Below are 20181 nucleotides of genomic sequence, written 5' to 3'. Positions count from 1 at the left end.
TATCCCGGAAGGAGGGGTGCTCATCACAGGCGGTCTCTGCCTGAGATGCAACCGGGAATCAAGCTCCCGTCAAGGGTTCAGCAGGGCTGAAGTTCGCAATGAGCCGTCCCGACCCCTGAACGGTTACCTCAACTTCGACATTGGCCAGTCCTGCCGCTTGGATGTCGTCAATGAAGGCAAGATTGTCAAACTCAAAAGAGTAATCGTATATGTTCAGGCTTCGAATCAAATGGGTGCCTTCGCTTTTGTAGGAACCCTTTCCGCCTTTAGGGGTGGCGCCACTACCAATCTTGGATGTTACATCACCCAATCTTTTCACCTCCCAACCCTCCGGAATCTCCCCCAGCGGCGAGTCGATAAACCGGCGACCCTGATGGCCGGGGAAGCGGAAGTGGACAAACCACTCGCGGTAGAGCCGGCGGGCCATCTCCTCCAGGATCTTGATACGCCGCTGGCTATTCTCGATCAGGTCATCGTAGGCGCAGAGGATGCCGGCGATGCGGCGCTGGATGGGGAGTGGGGGAATGTGAACTTCTACCTTTGCGAGCTTCTCGCCTGGCAGATGCTTGATGGTCGCTCCGGTGAAGTATTGGTCGAAACCCCTTCGAAGTCCAATATTTCGAAAAGAATAGTAGAGGAACCCATAATCCAAGCCCAACCCAGGCCTGATCCTATGGAGAGCCTTCTGGATCATCATTCCTGGCACCTGTTCTTTCCATATGGCACATCGCCCAGGCCCCCCCCCTTCGCACATGACAATATCTCCATACTTCAAGCCATAGCGGTCACGCTCATGCTCCTCAAAGCGCATGACCCTCAAGTCGTCTAGAACGAACTCACCCCAGCGGACATTGACGTTGGCCAGATACGGCGTAGGCACTCCTCGATTCTTATTTTGATCAAGCATCTTACCGAGGCAGAGATCGGCGACCTCACCCAATGCATATTGTTCCCATTGCGCCATGGTCACGATTCCAAAATCCCCGCCACATTCGTGGCAATTGACTCCTCCAGCCCCCTGGCCTGGGCATTCAGCCCCTCCAGTTCCTCCTGCAGCTTCCCCAGCTGCTCCTTGAAGTCCTCATCGCTGAGGTCTTCCCCCGCCGCCACGCCCACATAGCGGCCGGGGTTGAGGCTCCAGCCCTGGGCTTCGATCGCCTCCAGGGTGGCCGCCTTGCACAGGCCGGCGATGTCGCGATAGGCCGGCGGGCCGCCAGATTCCGAACCGAAATAAGCCTCGATCCAGCGCTGTGCCTCCTCACCGCCGAGGGTCACATCCACCGCTTCGCCGCGGTAGAGGCGCACGATGTTGGCCAGGAAGCCGATCTGCGCTTCGCTCCAGTCGCGATGGGCACGATCGATCTGGCGGTAGAGATGGCGGGCATCGAGGAACAGCACCGTGTTCTCACGCTCCGTGCCGATCTTGCCGCGATCGAAGAACCACAGCGTGCAGGGCAAGGTCACCGTGTAGAACATGTTTGGCCCTACGGCCACCATCACATCCACCGCCTTTGCTTCGATCAGCTTCTGGCGGATCGCCTGCTCTGAGCCGCGGGCATCGGAGGCGGAGTTTGCCATCACGAAGCCAGCCTTGCCTTTCTCGTTCAGCGACGAATAGAACAGCTGAATCCACAGGTAGTTGGCGTTGTCGACGCTGGGTGTGCCGAATGGGAAGCGCCGCCCAGGGCCGCTGGCAGCGCTGAGCTTGGCCATGTCCACTGCGTTCACATTGAACGGCGGATTGGCCATCACATAGTCGAAGGCTCCCACCGCCCGATGCGGATCGAGGTAGTAGCTGTTGCTGTCGCCACCGTGATAGATCTTGCCCTCCAGGCCATGAATCGCCAGGTTCATGCGGCACAGCCGCCCGGTTTCGTCGGTCTTCTCCACGCCGCAGATCGCCAGGTCGCCCGCCGGGTTGCCGCGGTGCGCTTTCACGAAGCGGGCGCTCTGCACATACATCCCACCGGAACCGCTGGCCGGATCCAGCAGCCGCCCGGCGAAGGGCTCCACGATCTCGGTGATCAGCACCACCAGCGAGGTGGGCGTGAAGTACTCACCGCCTTTCTGCCCTTCCGTGCGGGCGAACTCGCGCAGGAAGTACTCATAAATGCGCCCGAAGGCATCGAACTCCAGATCGGTGGGGATCTCGGAGATGCGCTTGAGCAGCTCTTTGAGCAGCTGCGGCGTGAACAGGTTGTAGTCGCGCGGCAGCACCCCGGCGAGCTTGCTGTTGTGCTGCTCGATCAGGCCCATCGCCTCGTTCAGCCGGGCACCGACATCCGCCCCCTCGGGCAGCTCCAATAGTTCCTGGTAACGGGCACCGGGCGGCAGGTAGAGCAGCCCCTCGCTCTGATAGGCGTTCGGGTCTTCCTCGCGGCTGCCGCGCCGTTCACTACCCCCGGCGGCCTTGAGCTCCTGCCAGCGGGGCATGAAGCGCGCATCAGCGAAGCGCAGGAAGATCAGGCCCAGGATCGGGCCGGAATACTCCTGGGCCTTGAGGCCGGAGTTGGCGCGGAACTGATCGGCTGCCTCCCAGAGGCTCTTCTCCATGGCGGCCTTGCCCAGGTCGCGCTCGGGCGGCGCCACCCAGCCATGGAAACCGCGGCTGGGATCTCCGGGTTCCGGTGGGGGGCTGGCGGGAGGTGACGATTCGTTGGAGCCACGCCCCTGGGAGCCGTTGCTGCTGCGTGGCTTGCGGCCAGCGGCTGCGCGTGGTGGCGGCTCTACACCGGCAGCTTTGAGGCCACCGCCAGGCCCGCGGGCTTTTTCCGCCGCGCCCATCGCCACCACAAGGGTCTTGGCTTCCTCCAGCTCCTGGTCGGCGATCGGTTCCCCCAGCCGCTTCTCCAGCTCCGCCTTGATCTCGCCATTGCTGATCCGGCTGCCGTCCTCAGGGATCAGCGCGATCAGGGCGTCGGTGAGGTCTTCGCGGACGGGCATCGGGGCGGGCTGGGGGCGCTGGGGCCAGGGAAGAAGAGGGGACTGGTGAGAGGTGGAGAACCCGGTCTGGATGGGGTCAGTTTCTGGTTGGGCAGGAGGGTCGCTGGTGACTTGGCGTCACTCTGAATTCAGGCGCGCCTTGCATCCGCTGAGGTCGATGCGCCCCAGTCTGCGTCGTTCTACAGCCGGAGGGCAGCAAACGCCGGTCGATCGGCATCACCATGAATGGGCACCTATGCACTGGGTGCATAGTTTTGGGTGCCAGGCAGCCCAGGGACTGCCTGGCAGGTCTCCCGGATGACCGGGTCGTCCTCGTCCTCAGGCAGCTCACCTGCGCCCAGCAGCTCCTCCCCCACCTTCGCCAGGCGCAGGCGCAGGGTGCGGATCAGATGGCGGGCCTCCCGGCTGCTGCGCACCCGCCCCTCCGGCAGCAGCAGCCACAGCTGCTCCAGTAGCGGCGGCTGGTCGGGATGGAGCTCCAGTCCCTGCGCCTCGAGCCAGCCGGAATCCAACAGGCCCGGGCCCAGGGGCAAGGCCAGCTGACGGTCGCGCATGCGTTTGAGCCAGGCGGGCACGTCCTGGCAGCTGAGCGGCTGCTCCTCAAGCTGGAAGCCATGCCAGGCGAGGGCCTCATGCAGCAGGGGGGTGACCGCCCGCTTGGGCAGCAGCACCCGGCGGGGCGCAGCCTCCTCCGGCGAGAGGGGAGCAGGGATGAACAGCTGCAGGGGCAACACCCCCAGCGGCACCGTCGCCAATCCGGACCAGCTCGGCGGCCGCGGGGCCGAGACCGCTCGCGGGTGACACCAGGAGGAGACGATGGCCCCATCGATCACCGCCTGGCTGAGCAGCTGCGCCCATTCGCTGGAGAGGCGGAACTTCGGTGGCACCGCCTGCACGCTGACCATCCCGGCCAGCAGGGGCTGATGCAGTGGGTCGGTCGCCACTCGCAGCTGCCCATCCATCAGGCGGTGGGCCCGATAGGAGAGCCGCAGCAGCTCCAGGCTTTCGTTGCTGCCGTAACGCAGGACACCGGTGCCGCGCCGCGGCTGCAGCCGGAACTGCTCGCCCATCAGCGCGGCGCTGCGGCAGACGGTGCTCTGGTGCATCGCCAGGGCACGGGCAGCCTTGGACTGCGATCCGGTGAGCTCCAGCAGGTCGAGCACATGCAGGTGCTCCAGCGGCTCGGGAGGGGTGTAGGGAGGGAGGTGGCGCCTTGACGCCAGGCAGGCTTGAACGATGGTGGAATAGGCCACAGGATGCTGTTGATCCGCATCCGTCCAGCGTCATCACGCCACAGCCTGAACGGTTCAGTCCACGTGCGAAAGACCAGCCAATCCCAGGACGATCAGGCGTTTTGATGCAGCTGCTGCATCACTTCTCCTGTTTCCTGAAGGAGCCGGCCTGATCCATGCGGATCCCGCATCTGCCTGTCGCGCAGAGGCAATTTCCCCGGTCGGTGCAGGTATTCCTGATGGAATCGGATCACAGCCATGGCCCCCTTCCACCAGCTCCGCCCCTTGCCGCAGCTGCTGCCTGCTGGTGCCCGGGGCTTCGCGGTGGTGGATCTGGAGACCACCGGCACCGGCCAGCTCTGCCGGATCGTGGAGAGCGCTCTGTTGCTGCTCTCGCCGGACGGGGAGATCGAGCAGGAATGGAGCACCATGATCAACCCGGGCGTGCCGATCCCCAATGCCGCCGTGCATGGCATCAATGAGCACCTGGCTGCAGCGGCGCCGAGCTTCTCGGCGGTGGCACCCACCCTGGCGGCCCTGCTGGAGGGGCGCGTGCTGGTGGCGCACAACCTGGATCGTTTCGACGGGCCGATCCTGCGGCACCACCTCTGGGAAGCGAGCGAGGCCTGGCCTGAGCTGGTGGTTGATCTGGGCGATGGCATCGACACCATGCCCAATCCCTTCCTCAGCCTCAGCAAGCTCTGCGCTGCCCATGGCGTCACCCTCTCCGGCGATGACGCCCACACCGCTCTCGGCGATACCCGCGCCCTGGCCGCGTTGATGCGGCACGGCCTGCCCCACCTGCATCCATCGCGGGCGCCAGTGAGGGTGGCGGGGATCAGCCATTCAGCGCCGGAAGCCCCGGTCCTGCTGCCGCGCACCACGACCAGCCGGAAAGGACTGCAGCAGAGCCATGACTGGACGGACGCCACGGTGGTGATCCCCGCGGCCGGCGGCACCATCGCCTTGCATGGCGAGGACGTTCATGGCTGGGACTTCAAGGTGCAGAAGGCCCTGGAGCACGCCACCAGCCTGGGCCTGACTCACGTCACCTTCGAGCCAGAGGCGCCGGCCGATGTGCTGGTGGTCTCCAGCCTGTTCATCGACAGCCCGCTGATGCGGCACCTCCGCGCTGCCGGCCATCCGGTGGTGGTCAGCAAGGTGTTTCAGGAGGTGCGAGCCGGGGCCGCGGTTGCGGCCAAGCGCTGGGGGGAGAGATCGATGTCGCCGGCCACTGACGCGGACAAGCCGTGACGCCAGATCGATGTGGGATTTGCTCCGGACTCTGGATATCACCCCCGGTGCAACCGCACCGCCTCCTCGTACTCCGCCCCGATCCCCAGTCCTGAGTCCTCATTCGGCATCAGCCGCTTCATCCCCACGTGGATCAGGCAGGCCAGGGCCAGATCGCTCCAGCTGCCGGGCAGGGTCTTGAGGCTGCGGGAAGTGCCGGGCTCGTTGATCTGCAGACCCCCCTGGCCGACAGCTGCCACCTCGCTGAGCACCGCCAGGAAGCGCTGCTGATCCATCCCCTCGAACAGCTGCAGGGCCTGGAGGCAGTAGCTCACCGCGTCCTGTCCTGCCGCAGCCCATCGGGTTGGTCGGCCCGCAGGTCGCGTCTGGCGATGCTGCTGCGCAGATCCTTGGCTTTGTCTGACAGCTCGCCGTAGGGCTGGGCTTCGATCACCCGCAGCAGCAAGCGATCGGCCTCGTCGCGATGCTCGTCTGGATCCAGCTCCAGTAAGGCCTGGGCCAGGTTGAAGGTGGAGATCAGATCGTCCGGTGCCGCCGCCAGCGCCTGGCGGAAGCGCTTCACCGCTGCCGCGTAGGCCCCGGCGATCACCAGCAGGCTGCCGAGGCTGCGCAGGGCAAAGCTGTTGCCTGCCTCCACCTCGATTGCTGCTTCCAGGGCCTGGCGGGCTTCTGCCTTGTCGCCCAGCCGCATGGCAGCCAGCGCCAGGGCCACCTGGGCATTGGCCTGGGCGTGGGCATCGGGGGCATTGGCGACCACCGCCCGGCGCAGCAGCAGACGGGCCTCCTCCAGCCGGCCCTCTTCGCTGGCGAGCACGCCCAGGTTGTAAAGGGCCTCCGGGTGCTCGGGCTGGAGCTGCAGCAGGGTTTCGAGTAGCGGACGGGCTTCATCGAACCGCCGTTGCTGCAGGAGCGGGCCGATGGACGCCATGGCCGGTGCTTCCGCAGGGGCCGGCTCCCAGGCCACCTCGATGCGGCCGGCGGCGAACACCACCGACAGCTGACCGCCCATCGAGGCATACGACTTCTGGAAGTAGTCGGTCACCGCCCGGTGGAAGGCCTCCGTTCCAGGGGTGCGGCTGCCCTCCGGCAGCAGGGAGGCATCAAAGCTGGCCTCTTCGATCGAGAACGCCGTGCCTTCCATCAGGGCGTCTTCCAGACGTACCAGCGGGAGAGGCCCAGCTTCTCGGCCCAGCCGTCGACGATCTCCCGATCCGGATCCGCCGTGGTGGGCTCAGCGCGGGTGATGGCGATCAGCTCCTTGGCCAGCGCCTCAAACCCTGCTGCCTGATACGGGATCGCCAGCGGCGGGATGCCCACCAGCTCGGCGGCCTGGAAGGCATAGGCGGCGTTCATCGCCCGGCTGGCCTTCACCACGTCGGCGGGGCTCATCTTGTCCACCTCCGCATTGAGGCAGGGCACATTCCCCTGCACCTGGCTCTGCAGCACCGCCGCCTGCAGGCCCCGCAGCTCCGGCACCTGCTCGAACAGCCAGCGGTCGGCCCACAGCCCCGGCCCCGTGGAGCGCAGCTGCACCATCAAGCCGTCGTAGAAGCGCAGCCCCGCCTGCCTGGCCTGAGCCAGCCCGAGGCGGCCCTTGAACAGCTTCTCCACCTGCGAGACCACCTTCTCCTTGGCATCCCGCCTTTCGGTGAGGTTCACCCGCTGCTCGGGGGGCACCTGCACGATGCGCAACAGCAGGGCGGCCTCAAAGGCCACGTGGTAGCTGCTGGCCTCATCGGCATCGCGGTAGGCGATCACGTGCGCTTGGTAGTCCGGCGTCGCCGGCCGCAGGGTGGCCAGGGTGCTCAGGTCGCTCTGCTGGGCCACCGCCACCGGCAGGCCGCTGGTCTCCTCCACCTGCTTGAGCAGGCGGTTCACGGCCGGCAGGAGCGCATGGGCAGGCATCGCCGGGCCGAGGGGTGAGCAGGGCCCCCACGGTATCGGCGCCAGCGGGGCAGAGCCCCAAGCCCCTCAGCCGAAACCCTTGGCTGGTCCGCGGCTGCCCGGCGGCAGCAGCGGGATCTCGATCACGGCCCCCTGCTCCACCGGGTAGCCCTCCATCTCCAAGTGGATGTCGCTGCAGACCAGGGTCAGTGGCGGCTCCAGCTCCAGGGCCTCCATGAACACCAGCACCACGTCCTGCCCAGGACCAGCGGCGTCGGGATGGCGCTTGACGTCCTGCTGGAACCGCAGGGCCGTGTACTTCTTGAGGTCGGGCCGGGCCGAGAGCACGTTGGTGCGCAGGAAGCGGCCGTTGCCGTACTCGGTCTGGTTGACGAACGTGTCGTAGGGCTCGTCGCCATCGGGCCCGGGTAGCTCGTCCTGGGTGGTGATCCGGATGTCCTTCACGGCAGGGTGGTGTGAGGCGTGCACCCAGCATCCGTGATCCGGTCAGGATGGGGCACGCCCTCGAGCGAGCAACGTGAGCGCACCCCTGCAGATCGGCGACACCGTTCGCTTCACCCGGGCCTTCCTGCAGTCGTTGGCCATGGTGAGCGGCCCTGACGCCCCCACCAGCAGCGGACCCTTCGCGCGGGGCACGGTGACCGCCATTGGGCCGATCATCCCCAACAGCCCGATGGTGCTGGCAACGGTGAGCTGGGCTGATGGCGTCACCACCCAGGTGAACGTGACCAACCTCGAGATCCAGCCGGGCAACCCGCCGCTCACGCCTCGATGAGCCGGCTGACGCCTGAATCGATCCGGGCCAGCCAGGCGGAACTGCCGCCGATCGGCACGGTGATCACCGAACTGCGCCGCCAGGACCCTTACATCCAGCAGGAGCAGCATCGCTACCGCTCGCCGCGGGGTTTTCAGCACTGGGCCAATCACCTGGCCTACTCCGCCCTGATCGAGGCCGGAGCGGAGGTGATGAACGAGCTGGCCGATCCAATCGGCTTCTGGGCTGCCACCACCTGCCGCTGGGCACGGATCGTCGAAGCCCCGCCTCGCTTCCTGGCGCCGGAGCTGGCGGAGGCCTTCCGCCGCACACCCTCGCCCCGCCTGGATGAGGAGCTGCCCCAGGTGCTGCCCTGCTTCCGGCTGATGCTTCCCGATGGCGCCCTGTTCACAGAAGACGGGGTGCCGATCCCGGTGGTGATCGTGGCCGATCTGCGGGCGATGGCCGACTGGCTGCCGGCTGAGGCCAAGCGGATCAGCGGCATCAGTTGCGTCGGCCTGGCCCTCGATGGCGCCAGCTACCTCACCCGCCATTCCTTCCAGCAGATCGGCGAGCGTCAGCCCACCGTGGAAGATCTGAGCCACCCCGCCTGGCAGTGGGATGAACAGGCGGTGCAGAGCACCAACCAGCGGATGGAGGGCCTGGCCATCAACGCCCTGCTGGTGCAGCTCTACCAGCCGGAACTGCTGACCACCGGCCCGGCGGCCAAGGTGCCGAGCGGCAAGGGTTTCTCCGCCGGCAATGCCGATGACGCCGGCCCCGTGACGCCCCAGGGGCCGGTGTGGATCGGCAAGGACTTCCGGCTCGATCGCACCCCCAGGGCCCCATCAGAAGGAACCACTGCCGGAGGCAGCAGCGGCACCGCTCGCCGGCCCCACTGGCGCCGGGGCCATTGGCACACCGTGCTGCATGGCGAGAAGCGTCAGAACCGGCGGATGCAGTGGTTCCAGCCGGTGTACGTGGGGCTCAGCTGAGCAGTCTTCACTCCTCCTCGGCAGCACCCAGGGGGATGAGCTTGATCTGCTTGCGGCCCAGCTTGATCTCGAACTCATCGCCGGGCTCCAGTCCCAGCTGGGCGGTGTAGGCCTTGCCGACCAGCAGGTTGCCGTTGAACTGCACTTTGGTGGCGTAGCTGAGCTGCCTGCCCGGACGACCCTTGCCGCCACGGCTACCGCCTGCGCCCAGGTTCATGCCCTTGGCTTCCAGCAGCGCCTCATAGAAGGCCGTGAAATTCAGGCGCTCCGTGCCGTCCTTCTTGGTGGAGACGTAGCCACAGCCGCGCACCAGATCAGACTTGGAGGCATCGCCCAGCTCCTTGACTTTGGCGAGCAGATCAGCACCGGTGAGCATCATTCGGGGGTTGGGGTGATGGACCAACCCTAATTGCCAGGCCCGCCATGGTGGTCAACTCAAGGGAATGGCGACCTCGCTGAGTCTCGACAGGGGAAACGGCGATCAGCTCTCGGAAGAATCGTTGATCACGCTGCGCAGATCCTCCAGGAAGGATTCGTCAACCTCGTAGTGCGCCAGGGGCTCCTGCCCCTGGTCACCGACCAAATCAAAGAACCGAAAGGCGAACCACTCCTGGAACAAGGCCAGGGTGCGCGGGCAGGGCCAGGTTGCGGGATCTGTGGACCAGGCCTCCAGCTCTGCGCAGAAGATCTCCTCATAGCCCTGCTCCAGCAGCCCGATGGCTTCCTCCCGGGTCTCGTACTCGGGGAGAAGGTAGAGACCAGGCTCAAAGGCCCCTAGCGGCAGGGCCTGATCAGGTTCCACCTGCTTTGCCCAGTCGATGAAGGGCTGCCGAGGTTCGACGGACACGGCGCAGCGGTTGACGATCTTCACGGGGATGGCGGCGACCGCAGCTGGAAACGTAGGCGTGCCAGTCAGCGTTTGTCGTCCTGTGCCAACCGCTCTCAGCGGAAGGGTTCCCAGGCTCGGACACGAACCGGCTCCTGTCCCTGCATCAGCGCCGATTCGGTTGCCACGCCAGCGAGATTCGGGGCTCCGAACCCCGGTGGTGAGGCCCGAATCGATCGGTTCGGCATACCCCTCCCAGGCCCAGGAGCACCGCCGCGACAGTGATCGCACCGGGGGCGAACGACGACCCCGCACCTGCAACCTTCGCCATCGGAACCATGCTGACCCGCCGTTCTTCCTCTCCTTTCGATCTGTTCGACCGTCTCGAGCAGCAACTGAGCCAGCAGCTGCAGACCGCCGAGCGGGTGCCTGCCGCCGAGGTGCACGAAACCCCTGAGGCTTATGAGGTGGTGCTGGAGCTGCCCGGCGTCGACAAGGCCGCCATTGAGGTGAAGGCCACCGAGCGCACCCTGCTGATCAGCGCCGAGCGCCGCAGCCAGCGACAGCTGGGCGGCCAGCCGTCTGAGGGTGAGGCCGCTGTCCCCATCAGCGAAACCGCCACCCCAGCAGAGAAGGCTCGCGGACCCCTCCTGAGCGAGTTCCGCTACGGGACCTGGAGCCGCAGCTTCCGCTTCCCGGTCGCGATCGAGCGCGATCAGCTGCAGGCCGTGTACCGCGATGGTCTGCTCACCGTCACCGCCCCCAAGGCCAACAAGGTGAGCACCGTGACCGTGAAGGTGGAGGGCTGATGACCTGATGCCTTTCCTGGGCTGAGGCCCGCGCATGAGAACCCCCTGCCCCCGGCTTCTGCTGGGGGCTTTCTGTTGGGCGGATAGGTGCCGATGGAAGTGAGTCAGTTGCGAAGCGATTCGCAGGCCTCACCGTCGCCATTGCTATCGAGATAGGTGTGGCCCTGGCGCAGCAGCTCCTGAGCGCGGGCATAGGAGCCGATCTCCCTGCAGCGGTAGCGGCGGCCGCCGGGGGTGGTGCCATCGGGAATCACCACAGCGGTGCGGCCCCGCCGAAAATCCCAGGGCCTGGTGATCCCGCCTTCCCGCTGCCAGACCCCGTAGCGATGCCGGCTGGCGCGGAACTCGGCATCGAGATACTCCTTGGCGTCACAGCCGCTGAGGTAGCGCCGGTAGGCAAAGGCCTGGCCGTCTTCCACCATCACCAGATTGATGTTGATGTCGCTGATCACTTCGGCCACCGTGCGGCCGTAGCGGTCGGTGGTGTGGGGCTGGATGCTGACCTGGCGGCCCCGCGGCAGGCGCTGCATCAGGTATGCGCGGGACTGCTGCCCCCACGGGGACTGGGCTGTCTCAGGGGCATCGATGCAGGCCAAGCGGATGGTGATGGACCGGCCGCCGGCCTGCACCCGCAGTGTGTCGCCGTCTCCCACCGAGAGCACCGTGGCTCGGTAGCTGGCCGCGGGGGCAGCGACCGCGGCTTTGCCTACCCCGAGCGGCGCAGACACCGACATCGCCATCGCAAACAGGGCCAGCGATCGCTGCAGCAGAGGCATCAAGGCAGCGGAACCGGCAACAGCTCAGCCTGGCACCGTCCTTCTGGGCTCTGGCAACCGATGCAGAATGCGCATCAGTTTTTCGATCACTCCAACAAGAAGGCGCCCTGTTGGGGGCGCCTTAGCACCGGTTGCGGCGGTCAGCTCCTCACACCAAGCACTGCCGATCGGGTGTCTGTTGTTCACGCATGGCCTGCCTTGTGCCTGACAGGAGAGGAATGGGGATCACGTCTCTGGGAAGAGATGCTCGGGGCTTGACCTTCTCAGCTGTGATCCCGGCTCGGGTTATGCAGCCCGGGGTGTCAACACGCGGGAAACAGAACTGGCGTATCGCTTTCTGCTGCTACGGGATGACGTTCGCGCTGCGCCACCGAGTTCACTTGGCTGTTGGGCAACCACTGGAAACAATCGCACCTCCGTCGTGCGCACCGGCTCGGGTGATCCCTGGCCGGACTCCTTGGAAGGGTGAGGGTCGGGTTGGCTCCCGGGCCTCCCCTCAATCACAAAGTAGGTCTTCTGGCCCGTGGTGGAGGGTCGCTGAGGTTCCTGTTCCCGCCATCCAGAGTGCGGTTTCAGGAACGCCTCATCGGCTCGAACGCATAACCATCCATCGCGATCACGTGATCGCTGATGCCGCGATGAATGGCGCGGGCGTGGGCTCCAGTGTCGGCGGCTCCGAGCGCTGTGAACAGCGGCAGCAGATGCTCGTCGCGGGGCTGGGCTTGCAGCGCATCGGGATGGCGCTGGCGGTAGTCCAGCAAGGCCACGGTGTCGCCACGGATCAGCTGGTCATGCACCCAGTCCGAGAAGCGCTGGGCATAGCTGCGATCGATGGCGGCACCCATCTCAGCCTGCTGCCAGTCGCGCAGGTTGTGGGTGATGTTGCCCGTCGCCACGATCAACCAGCCCTGAGCGGCCAGCGGTGCCAGAGCCTGGCCGATGCGGTAGGCGTGCTGCGGGCCTCCGTGATGCTGAATCGACAGGGGAACGACGGGCACATCCGCCTGCGGGAACAGGACCCGCAACGGCACCCAGGCGCCATGGTCGAGGCCCCGGTGTGCGTCGGTGCGCACCGGCAGTCCGGCGGCCTCCAGCACCGTGAGAACCTCCTGCGCCCCCTGAGGTGAACCCTGAACCGGGTAGTGAATGGCGTAGAGCGCCGGATCGAATCCCCCGAAGTCGTGGATCGTCTCCAGCTGGCTGGCGGTGCCCACGGTCGCTACCTCGGTTTCCCAGTGGGGGCTGATCACCAGCACCGCCCGAGGCCGCGCCAACGTCTCGGCCAGGGCCTTGAGCGCCGCGCCAGCCGCACCGGGCCGGAGGGCGACCATTGGCGAGCCGTGGGCGACGAACAGAACGGAAGGGGTTGTTGCAGGAGTCATTGATGCCAACAGGGCCTGGCCTACCCGGCGGACCTCCACGACGCTGACGGGAGGTCCGCAGCCGGGGGATTGCCAGGGCAGAGGAATGGTGCGGTGCGGCGGAGGGGATCAGCCCCAGAACTTCCACCAGGGGCGCTGGGCCTTGGATGTGGCAGCACTCAGCTGGAGATGGCTGCCATCGCAGAAGGGCTTTTTGGCGGAGGCACCGCAGCTGCACAGATAGACGGTCTGCTCCTCCTCGAGCTTGAGGATGTGCGGGGACTGGCCGCTGCCCTGATGGCTGCCGTCGCAGAAGGCTCCGTTCCTGCTGAGGCCGCAGCTGCACAGGGCATGGGTGCCTGCCGGAAAGGTGAGTGGGGAGGGATGCGTGGAGGTGGTCATGACGGAGTTCGCGTGGGGTGATGCAGCGCGGTGATCGCCGCGCCCATTCACCTTCCAATGAATCGCGCCACAGGACAATCCCTCGATACCGGGATAAACTGTCCTGTATATGGGACAGTTTGATCTCAACGGCGCGCTGGTGCTGGTGCGGGTGGTGCAGGCGGGCAGCTTCCGCGCCGCCGCCGAGCGGCTCGGCATGCCCAGGACCACCGTGAGCCGCAAGGTCTCCGAACTTGAGGCCCAGCTGGGGGTGCAGCTCCTGCAGCGCACCACCCGCCGGCTGTCGCTCACCGACGCCGGTATGGCCTTCATGGAGGAGGCGGAAGCGGCGATCGCCCGGTTGGAGGCGGCCCAGGAGGCCGTGACGGAGCTGCAGCGCGAGCCCCGGGGCCGCTTGCGGATCACCACCGCGGTGTCGATCGGCGAACTGTTCCTGGCGCCGGTTCTGGCTGCGTTTCTCGAGGCCTTCCCGGCGGTGGAGGTGGTGCTGCTGCTCAGCGACCGCCTGGTGGATCTGGTGGCGGAGCGCTTTGACGTCGCCATCCGCGCCGGGCATCTGCGGGATGCGAGCCTGATCGTCCGGCGGATTGGCAGCGCCTCCGACCGCGTCGTCGCCAGCCCCGCCTATCTGGCCCGCCACGGCAGCCCGCAGCGCCCCGCGGAGCTGTCATCCCATGCCTGCCTGCGCTTCTCGCGCTCCGGCATGGAGGCGCGCAGCAGCTGGTCGTTCGGCAGCGGGGCCCGCGGCAGTGAGGTGCAGGTCAGCGGCCGGTTGGTGAGCGATGACTGGGTGGTGCTGCGCACGGCCGCCGAACAGGGCCTGGGCATCGCCCGTCTGCCGGGCCTGCTGGCCCATGAGGCGATCCAGGCCGGACGGCTGGTGCCGCTGCTGGACGATCAGGCGCCGCCGCCGACGCCGCTGCAGCTGGTGCTCCCAGGCGGAACCCGCCTGCCGGCCCGCACGCGGGCGTTCATCGAGTTCGTGCAGCCGCGGCTCACTCAGGCCCTGGCGGGGGCGGGGCTGGCGTAGCGGGTTGGATGAGCCGAGGCAGGAAACCTTGGGGGCAAGAGCCTGGTTGCAGAACCATCAGGGCAATCCCGCCTGCCTGTTGGCACGCCAATGAATCCCCTTCATGAAGCCCCGTTGCCTCCGGTGAAGACCGGTGTCGGAAGTGCTGCAGCCCATGCTGGCGTCGGCCGCCGGGCCCATCGTGGCTGCAACGGGATTCGGAGGCTCCATCGATGGAAGACACCCCCCCTGAGCAGCAGCGAGGAGCGCGCTGACGATCCGGCCCCTGCTCCAACACTCTCGACGGATCACTGATGTTCCTGGCGTGCCTTTTCCTGGAGGGGACACACGCCGTCCACTGCACCGCCTCAGGTGCCCAGGACCCAACGGAACGTCCCACTCGACACCTGGCCCCAGGTGCCAGCGCCAGCAGCTCCGCCCCACAACCAAAGACCTTCTGATCTGACGATCAGGCTGACATCAGCACCAACCACGCACAGTTGCGCCCGACCCCCTTGGGCCCGATCCCAGGGGACAACGCCACGGCTGAGCAGGCAAACGCCCGGGGCCAACGCTCCGGGCTTTGTTGTGTGGACGTCCGTGCGCCAACGGGGATAGCCAATGACAGCTGCAGATACCGGCGTGGCTGTCTCAGCGGCCGGCCTTGAAAGACCTGCGGATCTGACCGAACCACTGGCCGGGAAGATCTCCTGCGCGCACCTGAACGCTGGCCATCGACCGGGCGAGCGGCCAGCCACCACGCCGCAGCACCGCAGCGACATGCAGGGCGACCGCGAGGGCGATCAGCAGCCACGCCAACAGGTGAACGCTGTAGACCGCGTGCTGGAACTGGCCGTCCCGCAGCCAGTCTTCCTCCATCAGCTTGCCGCTGCCCACGGCCAGAACTAACGCCAGCAGCGCGATGGCATTGGCGGGCTGCCGCAACCGTGCCCGGCCGGCGGTGAGGGCATAGAGGCCGAACAGCAGCGCGATCGGCCACAGCAGCACGCCCACCGTGCCGTGGATGTCGATCCATTCACCTGGGAGCGTCAACGGCAGCCGTCCGATACGCCCGTCGTAGTCGGAGTAAACGAGCAGGCCCGTGAGCCAGGCCAGCGGAACCAGCAGGGCGGTGGCGCCATGCAGCAGGCGCAGCAGGGAGGGTTGGTAGGGGCGGGCCATGGTGGGGAATGGGATTCAGGACGAAGCACCCATGTCTGGTCAGGGCAAGGGCTGCAGAGGCTCAGCCCTGCTCCCAGCGGAAGTTCTGGTCATCCCAGGAGCTGGGATCTTCGATCGGCTCGAGATGGGTCAGCACATGGGTGCGGGTGAGGGCCGTGGCGATCTCCTGCTCCAGCTGCTCACACAGGTCATGCCCCTGATGCACGGTCCAGCCGCCGGGAACCAGCAAATGCAGCGACACGAAGCGCCGCGAACCGGCCACACGGGTGCGCAGGGCATGAAAACGGATCTCGTCTGTTGTTCGGGCGGCCAGCAGCTGTTCCAGAAGATGCTGCTCGTCTTCCGGCAGGGAGCGATCCAGCAGACCTGAGGCGGTCTCATGCAACATCTTCCAGCCCGTGATGATGATGTTGACCGCCACCGCGATCGCAATCAGGGGGTCGAGGATCGTCCATCCCGTCAGCTTCACGAGGCCGATCCCCACCACAACGCCCGTGGAAGTCCAGACGACGGTCAGCAGGTGATGGGCATCGGCGCGGAGGGTGATCGAATGAAAGCGCTTGGCGGCCTTGAGCAGCACCCAGGCCACCAGGCCATTGAGTGCGGTCGCCAGTAAGGAGATCGCCAGACCGATGCCCAGTTGCTCCAGCGGTTGGGGCTCCTGCAGACGGCCGATGGCGGCATGAATGATCGCGAGTGCAGCCACCACGATCAACACGCTCTCCAGGCCGCTGGAGAAGTATTCGGCTTTGAAATGCCCGTAGTGGTGCCGGCGATCGGCTGGCTTGGCCGCCAGGGTGAGCGCCCAGAAGGCCCCCAGCGCCGCCACCAGGTTCACCCCCGACTCCATCGCATCGGAGAGCAGGCCGACCGAGCCGGTGAGCCGCCAGGCCCAGGTCTTGAGGACGATGGTGGCCACCGCAGCGGCCACCGACAGGAGCATGTAGGAGCGGGGCGAGCCGAACAGCATGGGTGTGCTCCGAGCGCTCCGTTCAACCAAGAGCCTGCTTCAACGAGAACAGGCCGAACACAAGGAACAGGCCGCCGCTGAGCCGGTAGAGCAGTTTCTCGCTGATGCGACCGCCGATCCACTTGCCGGCGCCCACCGCCAGCCAGGTGACCAGGGCATGGCCCAGCAGGGTTCCCGCCAGCAGCCCCGCGAAGGTGAAGGCCGGCGCGGTGGCCAGAAAGATGGTGGTGAACTGAGTGCGATCGCCAAGCTCGGCGATGAACACCAGCACGAACGCCTCCCAGATCACCGCCCAGGTGGTGCTGATGCGGCGGCGGCTCTCGGCCTCGTTGATCGCCTGCTCCGCCTCCTGTTCCTCCTCGTCCGCCTCATCGGCACGCATGCGCTGGGCATCGACCAGCAGCTTGAGGCCGAAGCCCAGGAACAGCGCCGCCGCCAGCCAGGGCACCACCGTGGGGGGCAGCAATTCGCGCAATCCGTAGCCCAGGCCCAGCGAAATCAGGGTGACGGCCGTGAGCGCCGCGAAGGCACCGACGAACACATCCCTGGCGCGGTGGCGCGCCGCCAGGATCAGCGCCATGAAGAAGGTCTTGTCACCCAGCTCAGCCAGGGTGATGGCGGTGAGGCTGGCCCCGAAGGCAGCCACACCGGGATCGGAGGGAAGAGGTGCGCTCATCGCGCCAAGGTGCGGCAGAACCCATGAGGAAGTCATGAGGTTTGCGGCAAGGCCGACGCTTCATGGACCGTCCATGGCGGGCAACTCCACCACCAGCTCACAGCGGCCAGCCCGGCTCTCCCCCAGACGCAGAACCCCGCCATGGCGGCGGGCGATGGCACGGCCGATCGCCAGACCCAGTCCGCTGTGACCGCCACGATCGGCGCCGCTCCAGAAGCGCTCGAACACCCGTTCATGGTCCTGCGGGGGGATGCCGGGGCCCTCGTCCGCGACGGTCACCCGGATCAGCCTTCCGGCCCGGTGCACCAGTACTGACACCGCGGCGCCCTCGGGGCTGTGGCGGATCGCATTGACCAGCAGGTTGGTGAACAGCCGCAGCAGCTGCTCGCTCTGGCCGCGGAAGGGGATGCTGTTGGTGGCTGGATCAGGGCTGAGCTGCAGGTGGATGGAGCGAGCGCCCGCCTGGGGGGCGTAGCAGCGGAGCAGATCCTCCAACAGTTCCAGCAGATCGAACTCCTGCAGCTCCCCCGGGGTCAGGGGCCCGTCCAGGCCGGCCTGCTCCTGGCGGGCGAGCAGCAGCAGATCATCGAGTAGTTCGCCCATCCGGCGGCTGAGGCCGTCGAGCTCCCCCCAGGCCAGGGCCGGCTGCCGGCGCAGCTCCGGCGGCACCGCCGCCAGCTGGGCGCGCAGGGCCGTGAGCGGGTGACGCAGTTCATGGGAGGCATCGGCGGTGAATCGTTGCAACGCGCTCACCTGGCGCTGCAGGGGCGCAAAGGCGGCCCGCAGCATGCGGCGGCCCACCAGCAGCGCCGCCAGCACCGTGACGACACCGCCCAGCAGCAGACCGCGCTGCAGCCTGAGCAGATCGGCCCGGGCCGCCTGATCGGAGAGGGCGACCCGCACATAGCCGAGCCGTTCGGCCTGGCTGTCGACAGGCTGCCAGAGGCTCACGCCCCCGGGCCAGCGCTGCCAGAGCGGCTGACCGGTCAGCTTTGGCAGGGGAGGCATCGCCAGGCTGCCCTGTTCACTGAGCAAGGCCCCTGTGGCATCGAACCACTGCAGGCGCTGTTGCCGCAGGGCCGCTGAGGCGATCCGGCGAGAACCAGCCCGGAACTTGGCGCGCCCCTCGGCCTCGCGCGTCTCATGGGCGATCAGCGGCAGCTGCGCGGCCGCACTACCCGCCAGCTGGCGCAGCTCGGTGCGCTGATCCTCCAGGCGCTGGCTGGCGATCCCCCAGTAGAGAGTGCCGGAGAAGGCGGCCAGCAGGAAGAGCGCAAAACCACCCCCCTGCAGTGCCAGCCGGCGCCTGAGCTGCAGAGGATCAGGCGGCAAGGGATCAGCCGGAAACCGTTCAGAACGAGGCACTGGGATGGAGCCGGTAGCCAACGCCGTACACCGTTTCGATCAGATTGGGATGGCAGCCGGCCGTCGTGAGTTTCTGGCGCAGGTTGCGCATGTGGGCGCGCAGGGCGTCCTCGCCCACCTCGCGGCGACCATCGCCGATGCCATGCAGCAGCTCGGCCTTGCTGAGACTGGCGCCTCCGGCGCGCAGCAGTTGCTCAAGCAGCAAGGCCTCCTTGCGGGTCAGCTCCACGGACTCGCCGTGCACGATGGCGTTCGTCTGGCCGGCGACGAGGCGCACAGGGCCGAACGCCAGCTCAGACTGCAGCGGCCGCTGGGCACGGCGCAACAGGGCCCGCAGCCGCACCCGCAGCAGTTCCGGATCGAACGGTTTGACCACGTAGTCGTCGGCCCCCTCCTCAAAGCCCCGCACCTTGTCGGAGCGGCCATCGCGGGCGGTGAGCATCAACACCAGCGGCTGATGGCGCTGCAGGCAGCGCAACTGGCGGCAGAGCAACAGACCGTCGCGATCGGGCAGGCCCAGATCGAGCAGCACCAGATCGAACAGGTCGCGCTCCAGCCAGGCGAGGGCCTCGGCGGCGGTGGAGGCGTGCTCTGTGGCGTAGCCCCATTGCCTCAGCAGGCGCAGCAGGGCGGCCTGCAAGGGTGGGTCGTCTTCTACGACCAACAGCTTCATGGCGCCTCGCCGCTCTCCAGCTGCAGGGTGCTCTTGCGAATGCCCAGGTCCGTCAGCCGCGCCCGCGCCAGGGTGAGCAACTGATCGCGGCTGAGTGCTTCTGTCTCCAGCCGCTGAGGGTCGATCACCACATGGGCGGTGAGCGCCGTGCGCGAGGTGCTCAGGCCCCAGACGTGCAGCTCCTCCACATCCAGCACCGCCGGCAGCGAGGCAAGGGCCTGCTCCACCTGGACCAGATCGACGTGGCGGGGGGCGGCATCGAGGTTGAGGGCGATCGCCTCGCGCAGCAGCCCCAGAGCGCTCCAGATCACGGCACCACCGACGCCGATGGCCGTGACGGCATCGAGCCACAGCCAGCCGGTGGCGCCCACCACCAGGGCGCTGAACAGCACCGCCACTGAGACGGCCGCATCGGTGAGCAGATGCAGCACCGCCGCCCGTTGGTTGAGATCGTGGTGATGGTCGTGGCCGAACAGGCGGGCCGAGAGCAGGTTGATGCCGATGCCGGCCGCCGCCGCCCAGGCCACCGGGCCGGCGATCAAGGGCACCGGATGGAACAGACGCTGAATCGCCTCGACCACCACGACGGCCCCCGCCGCGAAGATGAGCAGACCATTGATCAGCGACACCATCTGGGTGCTGCGCCCATAGCCGTAGGTGAAGCGCCCCCGGGCCGGCCGGCGACTGAGCCGATCGGCGCCCCAGCCCAGGGCCAGGCCGATCACATCGCCGAGGTTGTGGAGGGCATCGCCGATCAGCGCCAGCGACCCGAAGGCCAGCCCGATCACCAGCTGGAGCGCCGTCAGACCGCTGTTGAGAACGATGCTCCATCGGAAGGCGCTGCCGGAGCGGCTGCCACTGTCGTGATGGTGATCGTGGTAATGATGGCCATGCCCGTGGCCATGAGCGTGATGGTGCTGGGAGCCATGGTGGTGACCGTGGCCTGAGGAGCCATGCCGGTGCTCACCGCCGTGCTCATGGTGATGCCCCTGCTCATGCCCATGACCGTTCTCAGGGCCGTGGCCGTGATGTTGATGGATGTCGCCCAT

General features: G+C 67.0%; 23 protein-coding genes. 5 read left to right on the top strand and 18 right to left on the bottom strand.

Going from position 1 to position 20181, the window contains the following annotated elements:
* Positions 1–58 precede the first annotated feature (58 nt).
* The 3 genes from KBZ12_RS15430 to KBZ12_RS15420 form a co-directional block, all read right to left on the bottom strand.
* Positions 59–964 carry a restriction endonuclease subunit S gene (locus KBZ12_RS15430; RefSeq protein WP_254958882.1) on the bottom strand — a complete coding sequence of 302 codons (906 nt, stop codon included), beginning with the start codon at positions 962–964 and terminating at the stop codon, positions 59–61.
* Positions 965–966: 2 nt separating this feature from the next.
* Entirely contained in the window at positions 967–2943 is a 1977-nt protein-coding gene (locus KBZ12_RS15425; protein WP_254958881.1) for a class I SAM-dependent DNA methyltransferase, read from the bottom strand.
* Between the two features lie 233 nt (positions 2944–3176).
* The gene (locus KBZ12_RS15420) at positions 3177–4196 is read right to left on the bottom strand and encodes a hypothetical protein (protein WP_254958880.1); all 1020 of its coding nucleotides are present in this window, start codon (positions 4194–4196) and stop codon (positions 3177–3179) included.
* Between the two features lie 237 nt (positions 4197–4433).
* On the opposite strand from KBZ12_RS15420, the gene KBZ12_RS15415 reads away from it, so the two are divergent.
* A complete protein-coding gene (locus tag KBZ12_RS15415) occupies positions 4434–5429 on the top strand; it encodes a PolC-type DNA polymerase III (RefSeq protein ID WP_254958879.1) in 996 nt (331 codons plus the stop codon).
* 38 nt (positions 5430–5467) lie between these two features.
* On the opposite strand, the gene KBZ12_RS15410 is transcribed toward KBZ12_RS15415, so the two are convergent.
* From KBZ12_RS15410 to KBZ12_RS15395, 4 genes are all read right to left on the bottom strand, one after another.
* Positions 5468–5743: a hypothetical protein gene (locus tag KBZ12_RS15410; RefSeq protein WP_254958878.1), complete on the bottom strand. Its 276-nt coding sequence runs from the start codon at positions 5741–5743 to the stop codon at positions 5468–5470.
* Positions 5740–6570 carry a tetratricopeptide repeat protein gene (locus KBZ12_RS15405; RefSeq protein WP_254958877.1) on the bottom strand — a complete coding sequence of 277 codons (831 nt, stop codon included), beginning with the start codon at positions 6568–6570 and terminating at the stop codon, positions 5740–5742. The genes KBZ12_RS15410 and KBZ12_RS15405 overlap by 4 nt, the downstream gene beginning before the upstream one ends.
* Positions 6570–7334 carry a hypothetical protein gene (locus tag KBZ12_RS15400; protein WP_254958876.1) on the bottom strand — a complete coding sequence of 255 codons (765 nt, stop codon included), beginning with the start codon at positions 7332–7334 and terminating at the stop codon, positions 6570–6572. Before KBZ12_RS15400 ends, KBZ12_RS15405 begins: the two co-directional genes overlap by 1 nt.
* Positions 7335–7400: 66 nt before the next feature.
* Positions 7401–7778 (bottom strand): hypothetical protein, encoded by a 378-nt coding sequence (locus KBZ12_RS15395; RefSeq protein WP_254958875.1) that lies wholly within the window; start codon positions 7776–7778, stop codon positions 7401–7403.
* A 73-nt stretch (positions 7779–7851) separates the two neighbouring features.
* On the opposite strand from KBZ12_RS15395, the gene KBZ12_RS15390 reads away from it, so the two are divergent.
* Together KBZ12_RS15390 and KBZ12_RS15385 are read left to right on the top strand one after the other, a co-directional pair.
* On the top strand, positions 7852–8109 hold the full coding sequence (locus KBZ12_RS15390; RefSeq protein ID WP_254958874.1) for a hypothetical protein: 258 nt from the start codon (positions 7852–7854) through the stop codon (positions 8107–8109).
* Positions 8106–9083, top strand: a complete 978-nt coding sequence (locus tag KBZ12_RS15385) for a hypothetical protein (protein WP_254958873.1) — start codon at positions 8106–8108, stop codon at positions 9081–9083. The genes KBZ12_RS15390 and KBZ12_RS15385 overlap by 4 nt, the downstream gene beginning before the upstream one ends.
* Positions 9084–9090: 7 nt before the next feature.
* Here the strand turns inward: KBZ12_RS15385 and KBZ12_RS15380 are convergent, their stop codons facing one another.
* Together KBZ12_RS15380 and KBZ12_RS15375 are read right to left on the bottom strand one after the other, a co-directional pair.
* Complete coding sequence (locus KBZ12_RS15380) at positions 9091–9459, bottom strand: AbrB family transcriptional regulator (RefSeq protein ID WP_254958872.1); 369 nt, start codon at positions 9457–9459, stop codon at positions 9091–9093.
* A 105-nt stretch (positions 9460–9564) separates the two neighbouring features.
* Positions 9565–9930: a hypothetical protein gene (locus KBZ12_RS15375; protein ID WP_254958871.1), complete on the bottom strand. Its 366-nt coding sequence runs from the start codon at positions 9928–9930 to the stop codon at positions 9565–9567.
* A gap of 317 nt (positions 9931–10247) precedes the next feature.
* Between KBZ12_RS15375 and KBZ12_RS15370 the strand changes: the two genes are divergently transcribed.
* Positions 10248–10718: an Hsp20/alpha crystallin family protein gene (locus KBZ12_RS15370; protein ID WP_254958869.1), complete on the top strand. Its 471-nt coding sequence runs from the start codon at positions 10248–10250 to the stop codon at positions 10716–10718.
* A gap of 104 nt (positions 10719–10822) precedes the next feature.
* Here KBZ12_RS15370 and KBZ12_RS15365 read toward each other — a convergent pair whose 3' ends face one another.
* From KBZ12_RS15365 to KBZ12_RS15355, 3 genes are all read right to left on the bottom strand, one after another.
* Positions 10823–11494, bottom strand: coding sequence for a thermonuclease family protein (locus KBZ12_RS15365; RefSeq protein ID WP_254958868.1), 672 nt, complete (start codon positions 11492–11494; stop codon positions 10823–10825).
* Positions 11495–12066: 572 nt separating this feature from the next.
* Positions 12067–12825 carry a DODA-type extradiol aromatic ring-opening family dioxygenase gene (locus tag KBZ12_RS15360; protein ID WP_396101355.1) on the bottom strand — a complete coding sequence of 253 codons (759 nt, stop codon included), beginning with the start codon at positions 12823–12825 and terminating at the stop codon, positions 12067–12069.
* Positions 12826–12984: 159 nt separating this feature from the next.
* A complete protein-coding gene (locus KBZ12_RS15355) occupies positions 12985–13257 on the bottom strand; it encodes a CDGSH iron-sulfur domain-containing protein (protein WP_254958865.1) in 273 nt (90 codons plus the stop codon).
* A gap of 109 nt (positions 13258–13366) precedes the next feature.
* Here KBZ12_RS15355 and KBZ12_RS15350 point away from each other — a divergent pair, with 109 nt between their 5' ends.
* Positions 13367–14287 carry a LysR family transcriptional regulator gene (locus KBZ12_RS15350; RefSeq protein WP_254958864.1) on the top strand — a complete coding sequence of 307 codons (921 nt, stop codon included), beginning with the start codon at positions 13367–13369 and terminating at the stop codon, positions 14285–14287.
* 630 nt (positions 14288–14917) lie between these two features.
* On the opposite strand, the gene KBZ12_RS15345 is transcribed toward KBZ12_RS15350, so the two are convergent.
* The 6 genes from KBZ12_RS15345 to KBZ12_RS15320 all read right to left on the bottom strand — a co-directional run bounded on the left by KBZ12_RS15345 (position 14918) and on the right by KBZ12_RS15320 (position 20181).
* Positions 14918–15448, bottom strand: coding sequence for a cytochrome b/b6 domain-containing protein (locus KBZ12_RS15345; RefSeq protein ID WP_254958863.1), 531 nt, complete (start codon positions 15446–15448; stop codon positions 14918–14920).
* 61 nt (positions 15449–15509) lie between these two features.
* Positions 15510–16418: a cation diffusion facilitator family transporter gene (locus KBZ12_RS15340; RefSeq protein WP_254958862.1), complete on the bottom strand. Its 909-nt coding sequence runs from the start codon at positions 16416–16418 to the stop codon at positions 15510–15512.
* A 22-nt stretch (positions 16419–16440) separates the two neighbouring features.
* Complete coding sequence (locus tag KBZ12_RS15335) at positions 16441–17094, bottom strand: TMEM165/GDT1 family protein (RefSeq protein WP_254958861.1); 654 nt, start codon at positions 17092–17094, stop codon at positions 16441–16443.
* 60 nt (positions 17095–17154) lie between these two features.
* Complete coding sequence (locus tag KBZ12_RS15330; RefSeq protein ID WP_254958860.1) at positions 17155–18426, bottom strand: HAMP domain-containing sensor histidine kinase; 1272 nt, start codon at positions 18424–18426, stop codon at positions 17155–17157.
* Between the two features lie 19 nt (positions 18427–18445).
* Positions 18446–19132, bottom strand: a complete 687-nt coding sequence (locus KBZ12_RS15325; RefSeq protein WP_254958859.1) for a response regulator transcription factor — start codon at positions 19130–19132, stop codon at positions 18446–18448.
* The gene (locus tag KBZ12_RS15320; protein ID WP_254958858.1) at positions 19129–20181 is read right to left on the bottom strand and encodes a cation diffusion facilitator family transporter; all 1053 of its coding nucleotides are present in this window, start codon (positions 20179–20181) and stop codon (positions 19129–19131) included. Before KBZ12_RS15320 ends, KBZ12_RS15325 begins: the two co-directional genes overlap by 4 nt.

Origin of the sequence: Cyanobium sp. Cruz CV13-4-11, from assembly GCF_024346055.1 — a bacterium.
Taxonomy (GTDB): Bacteria; Cyanobacteriota; Cyanobacteriia; order PCC-6307; family Cyanobiaceae; genus Cyanobium.
The sequence above is the reverse complement of the archived record's forward strand: the minus strand, read 5'-3'. Positions and strand labels throughout refer to the sequence as shown.

Bases quoted from the DNA above. Each gene is read 5' to 3' on its own strand.
- KBZ12_RS15430 (WP_254958882.1), bottom strand. From the start codon at position 964: ATGGCGCAATGGGAACAATATGCATTGGGTGAGGTCGCCGATCTCTGC.
- KBZ12_RS15425 (WP_254958881.1), bottom strand. From the start codon at position 2,943: ATGCCCGTCCGCGAAGACCTCACCGACGCCCTGATCGCGCTGATCCCT.
- KBZ12_RS15415 (WP_254958879.1), top strand. From the start codon at position 4,434: ATGGCCCCCTTCCACCAGCTCCGCCCCTTGCCGCAGCTGCTGCCTGCT.
- KBZ12_RS15405 (WP_254958877.1), bottom strand. From the start codon at position 6,570: ATGGAAGGCACGGCGTTCTCGATCGAAGAGGCCAGCTTTGATGCCTCC.
- KBZ12_RS15400 (WP_254958876.1), bottom strand. From the start codon at position 7,334: ATGCCTGCCCATGCGCTCCTGCCGGCCGTGAACCGCCTGCTCAAGCAG.
- KBZ12_RS15385 (WP_254958873.1), top strand. From the start codon at position 8,106: ATGAGCCGGCTGACGCCTGAATCGATCCGGGCCAGCCAGGCGGAACTG.
- KBZ12_RS15380 (WP_254958872.1), bottom strand. From the start codon at position 9,459: ATGCTCACCGGTGCTGATCTGCTCGCCAAAGTCAAGGAGCTGGGCGAT.
- KBZ12_RS15370 (WP_254958869.1), top strand. From the start codon at position 10,248: ATGCTGACCCGCCGTTCTTCCTCTCCTTTCGATCTGTTCGACCGTCTC.
- KBZ12_RS15365 (WP_254958868.1), bottom strand. From the start codon at position 11,494: ATGCCTCTGCTGCAGCGATCGCTGGCCCTGTTTGCGATGGCGATGTCG.
- KBZ12_RS15360 (WP_396101355.1), bottom strand. From the start codon at position 12,825: ATGGTCGCCCTCCGGCCCGGTGCGGCTGGCGCGGCGCTCAAGGCCCTG.
- KBZ12_RS15355 (WP_254958865.1), bottom strand. From the start codon at position 13,257: ATGACCACCTCCACGCATCCCTCCCCACTCACCTTTCCGGCAGGCACC.
- KBZ12_RS15350 (WP_254958864.1), top strand. From the start codon at position 13,367: ATGGGACAGTTTGATCTCAACGGCGCGCTGGTGCTGGTGCGGGTGGTG.
- KBZ12_RS15345 (WP_254958863.1), bottom strand. From the start codon at position 15,448: ATGGCCCGCCCCTACCAACCCTCCCTGCTGCGCCTGCTGCATGGCGCC.
- KBZ12_RS15340 (WP_254958862.1), bottom strand. From the start codon at position 16,418: ATGCTGTTCGGCTCGCCCCGCTCCTACATGCTCCTGTCGGTGGCCGCT.
- KBZ12_RS15335 (WP_254958861.1), bottom strand. From the start codon at position 17,094: ATGAGCGCACCTCTTCCCTCCGATCCCGGTGTGGCTGCCTTCGGGGCC.
- KBZ12_RS15325 (WP_254958859.1), bottom strand. From the start codon at position 19,132: ATGAAGCTGTTGGTCGTAGAAGACGACCCACCCTTGCAGGCCGCCCTG.
- KBZ12_RS15320 (WP_254958858.1), bottom strand. From the start codon at position 20,181: ATGGGCGACATCCATCAACATCACGGCCACGGCCCTGAGAACGGTCAT.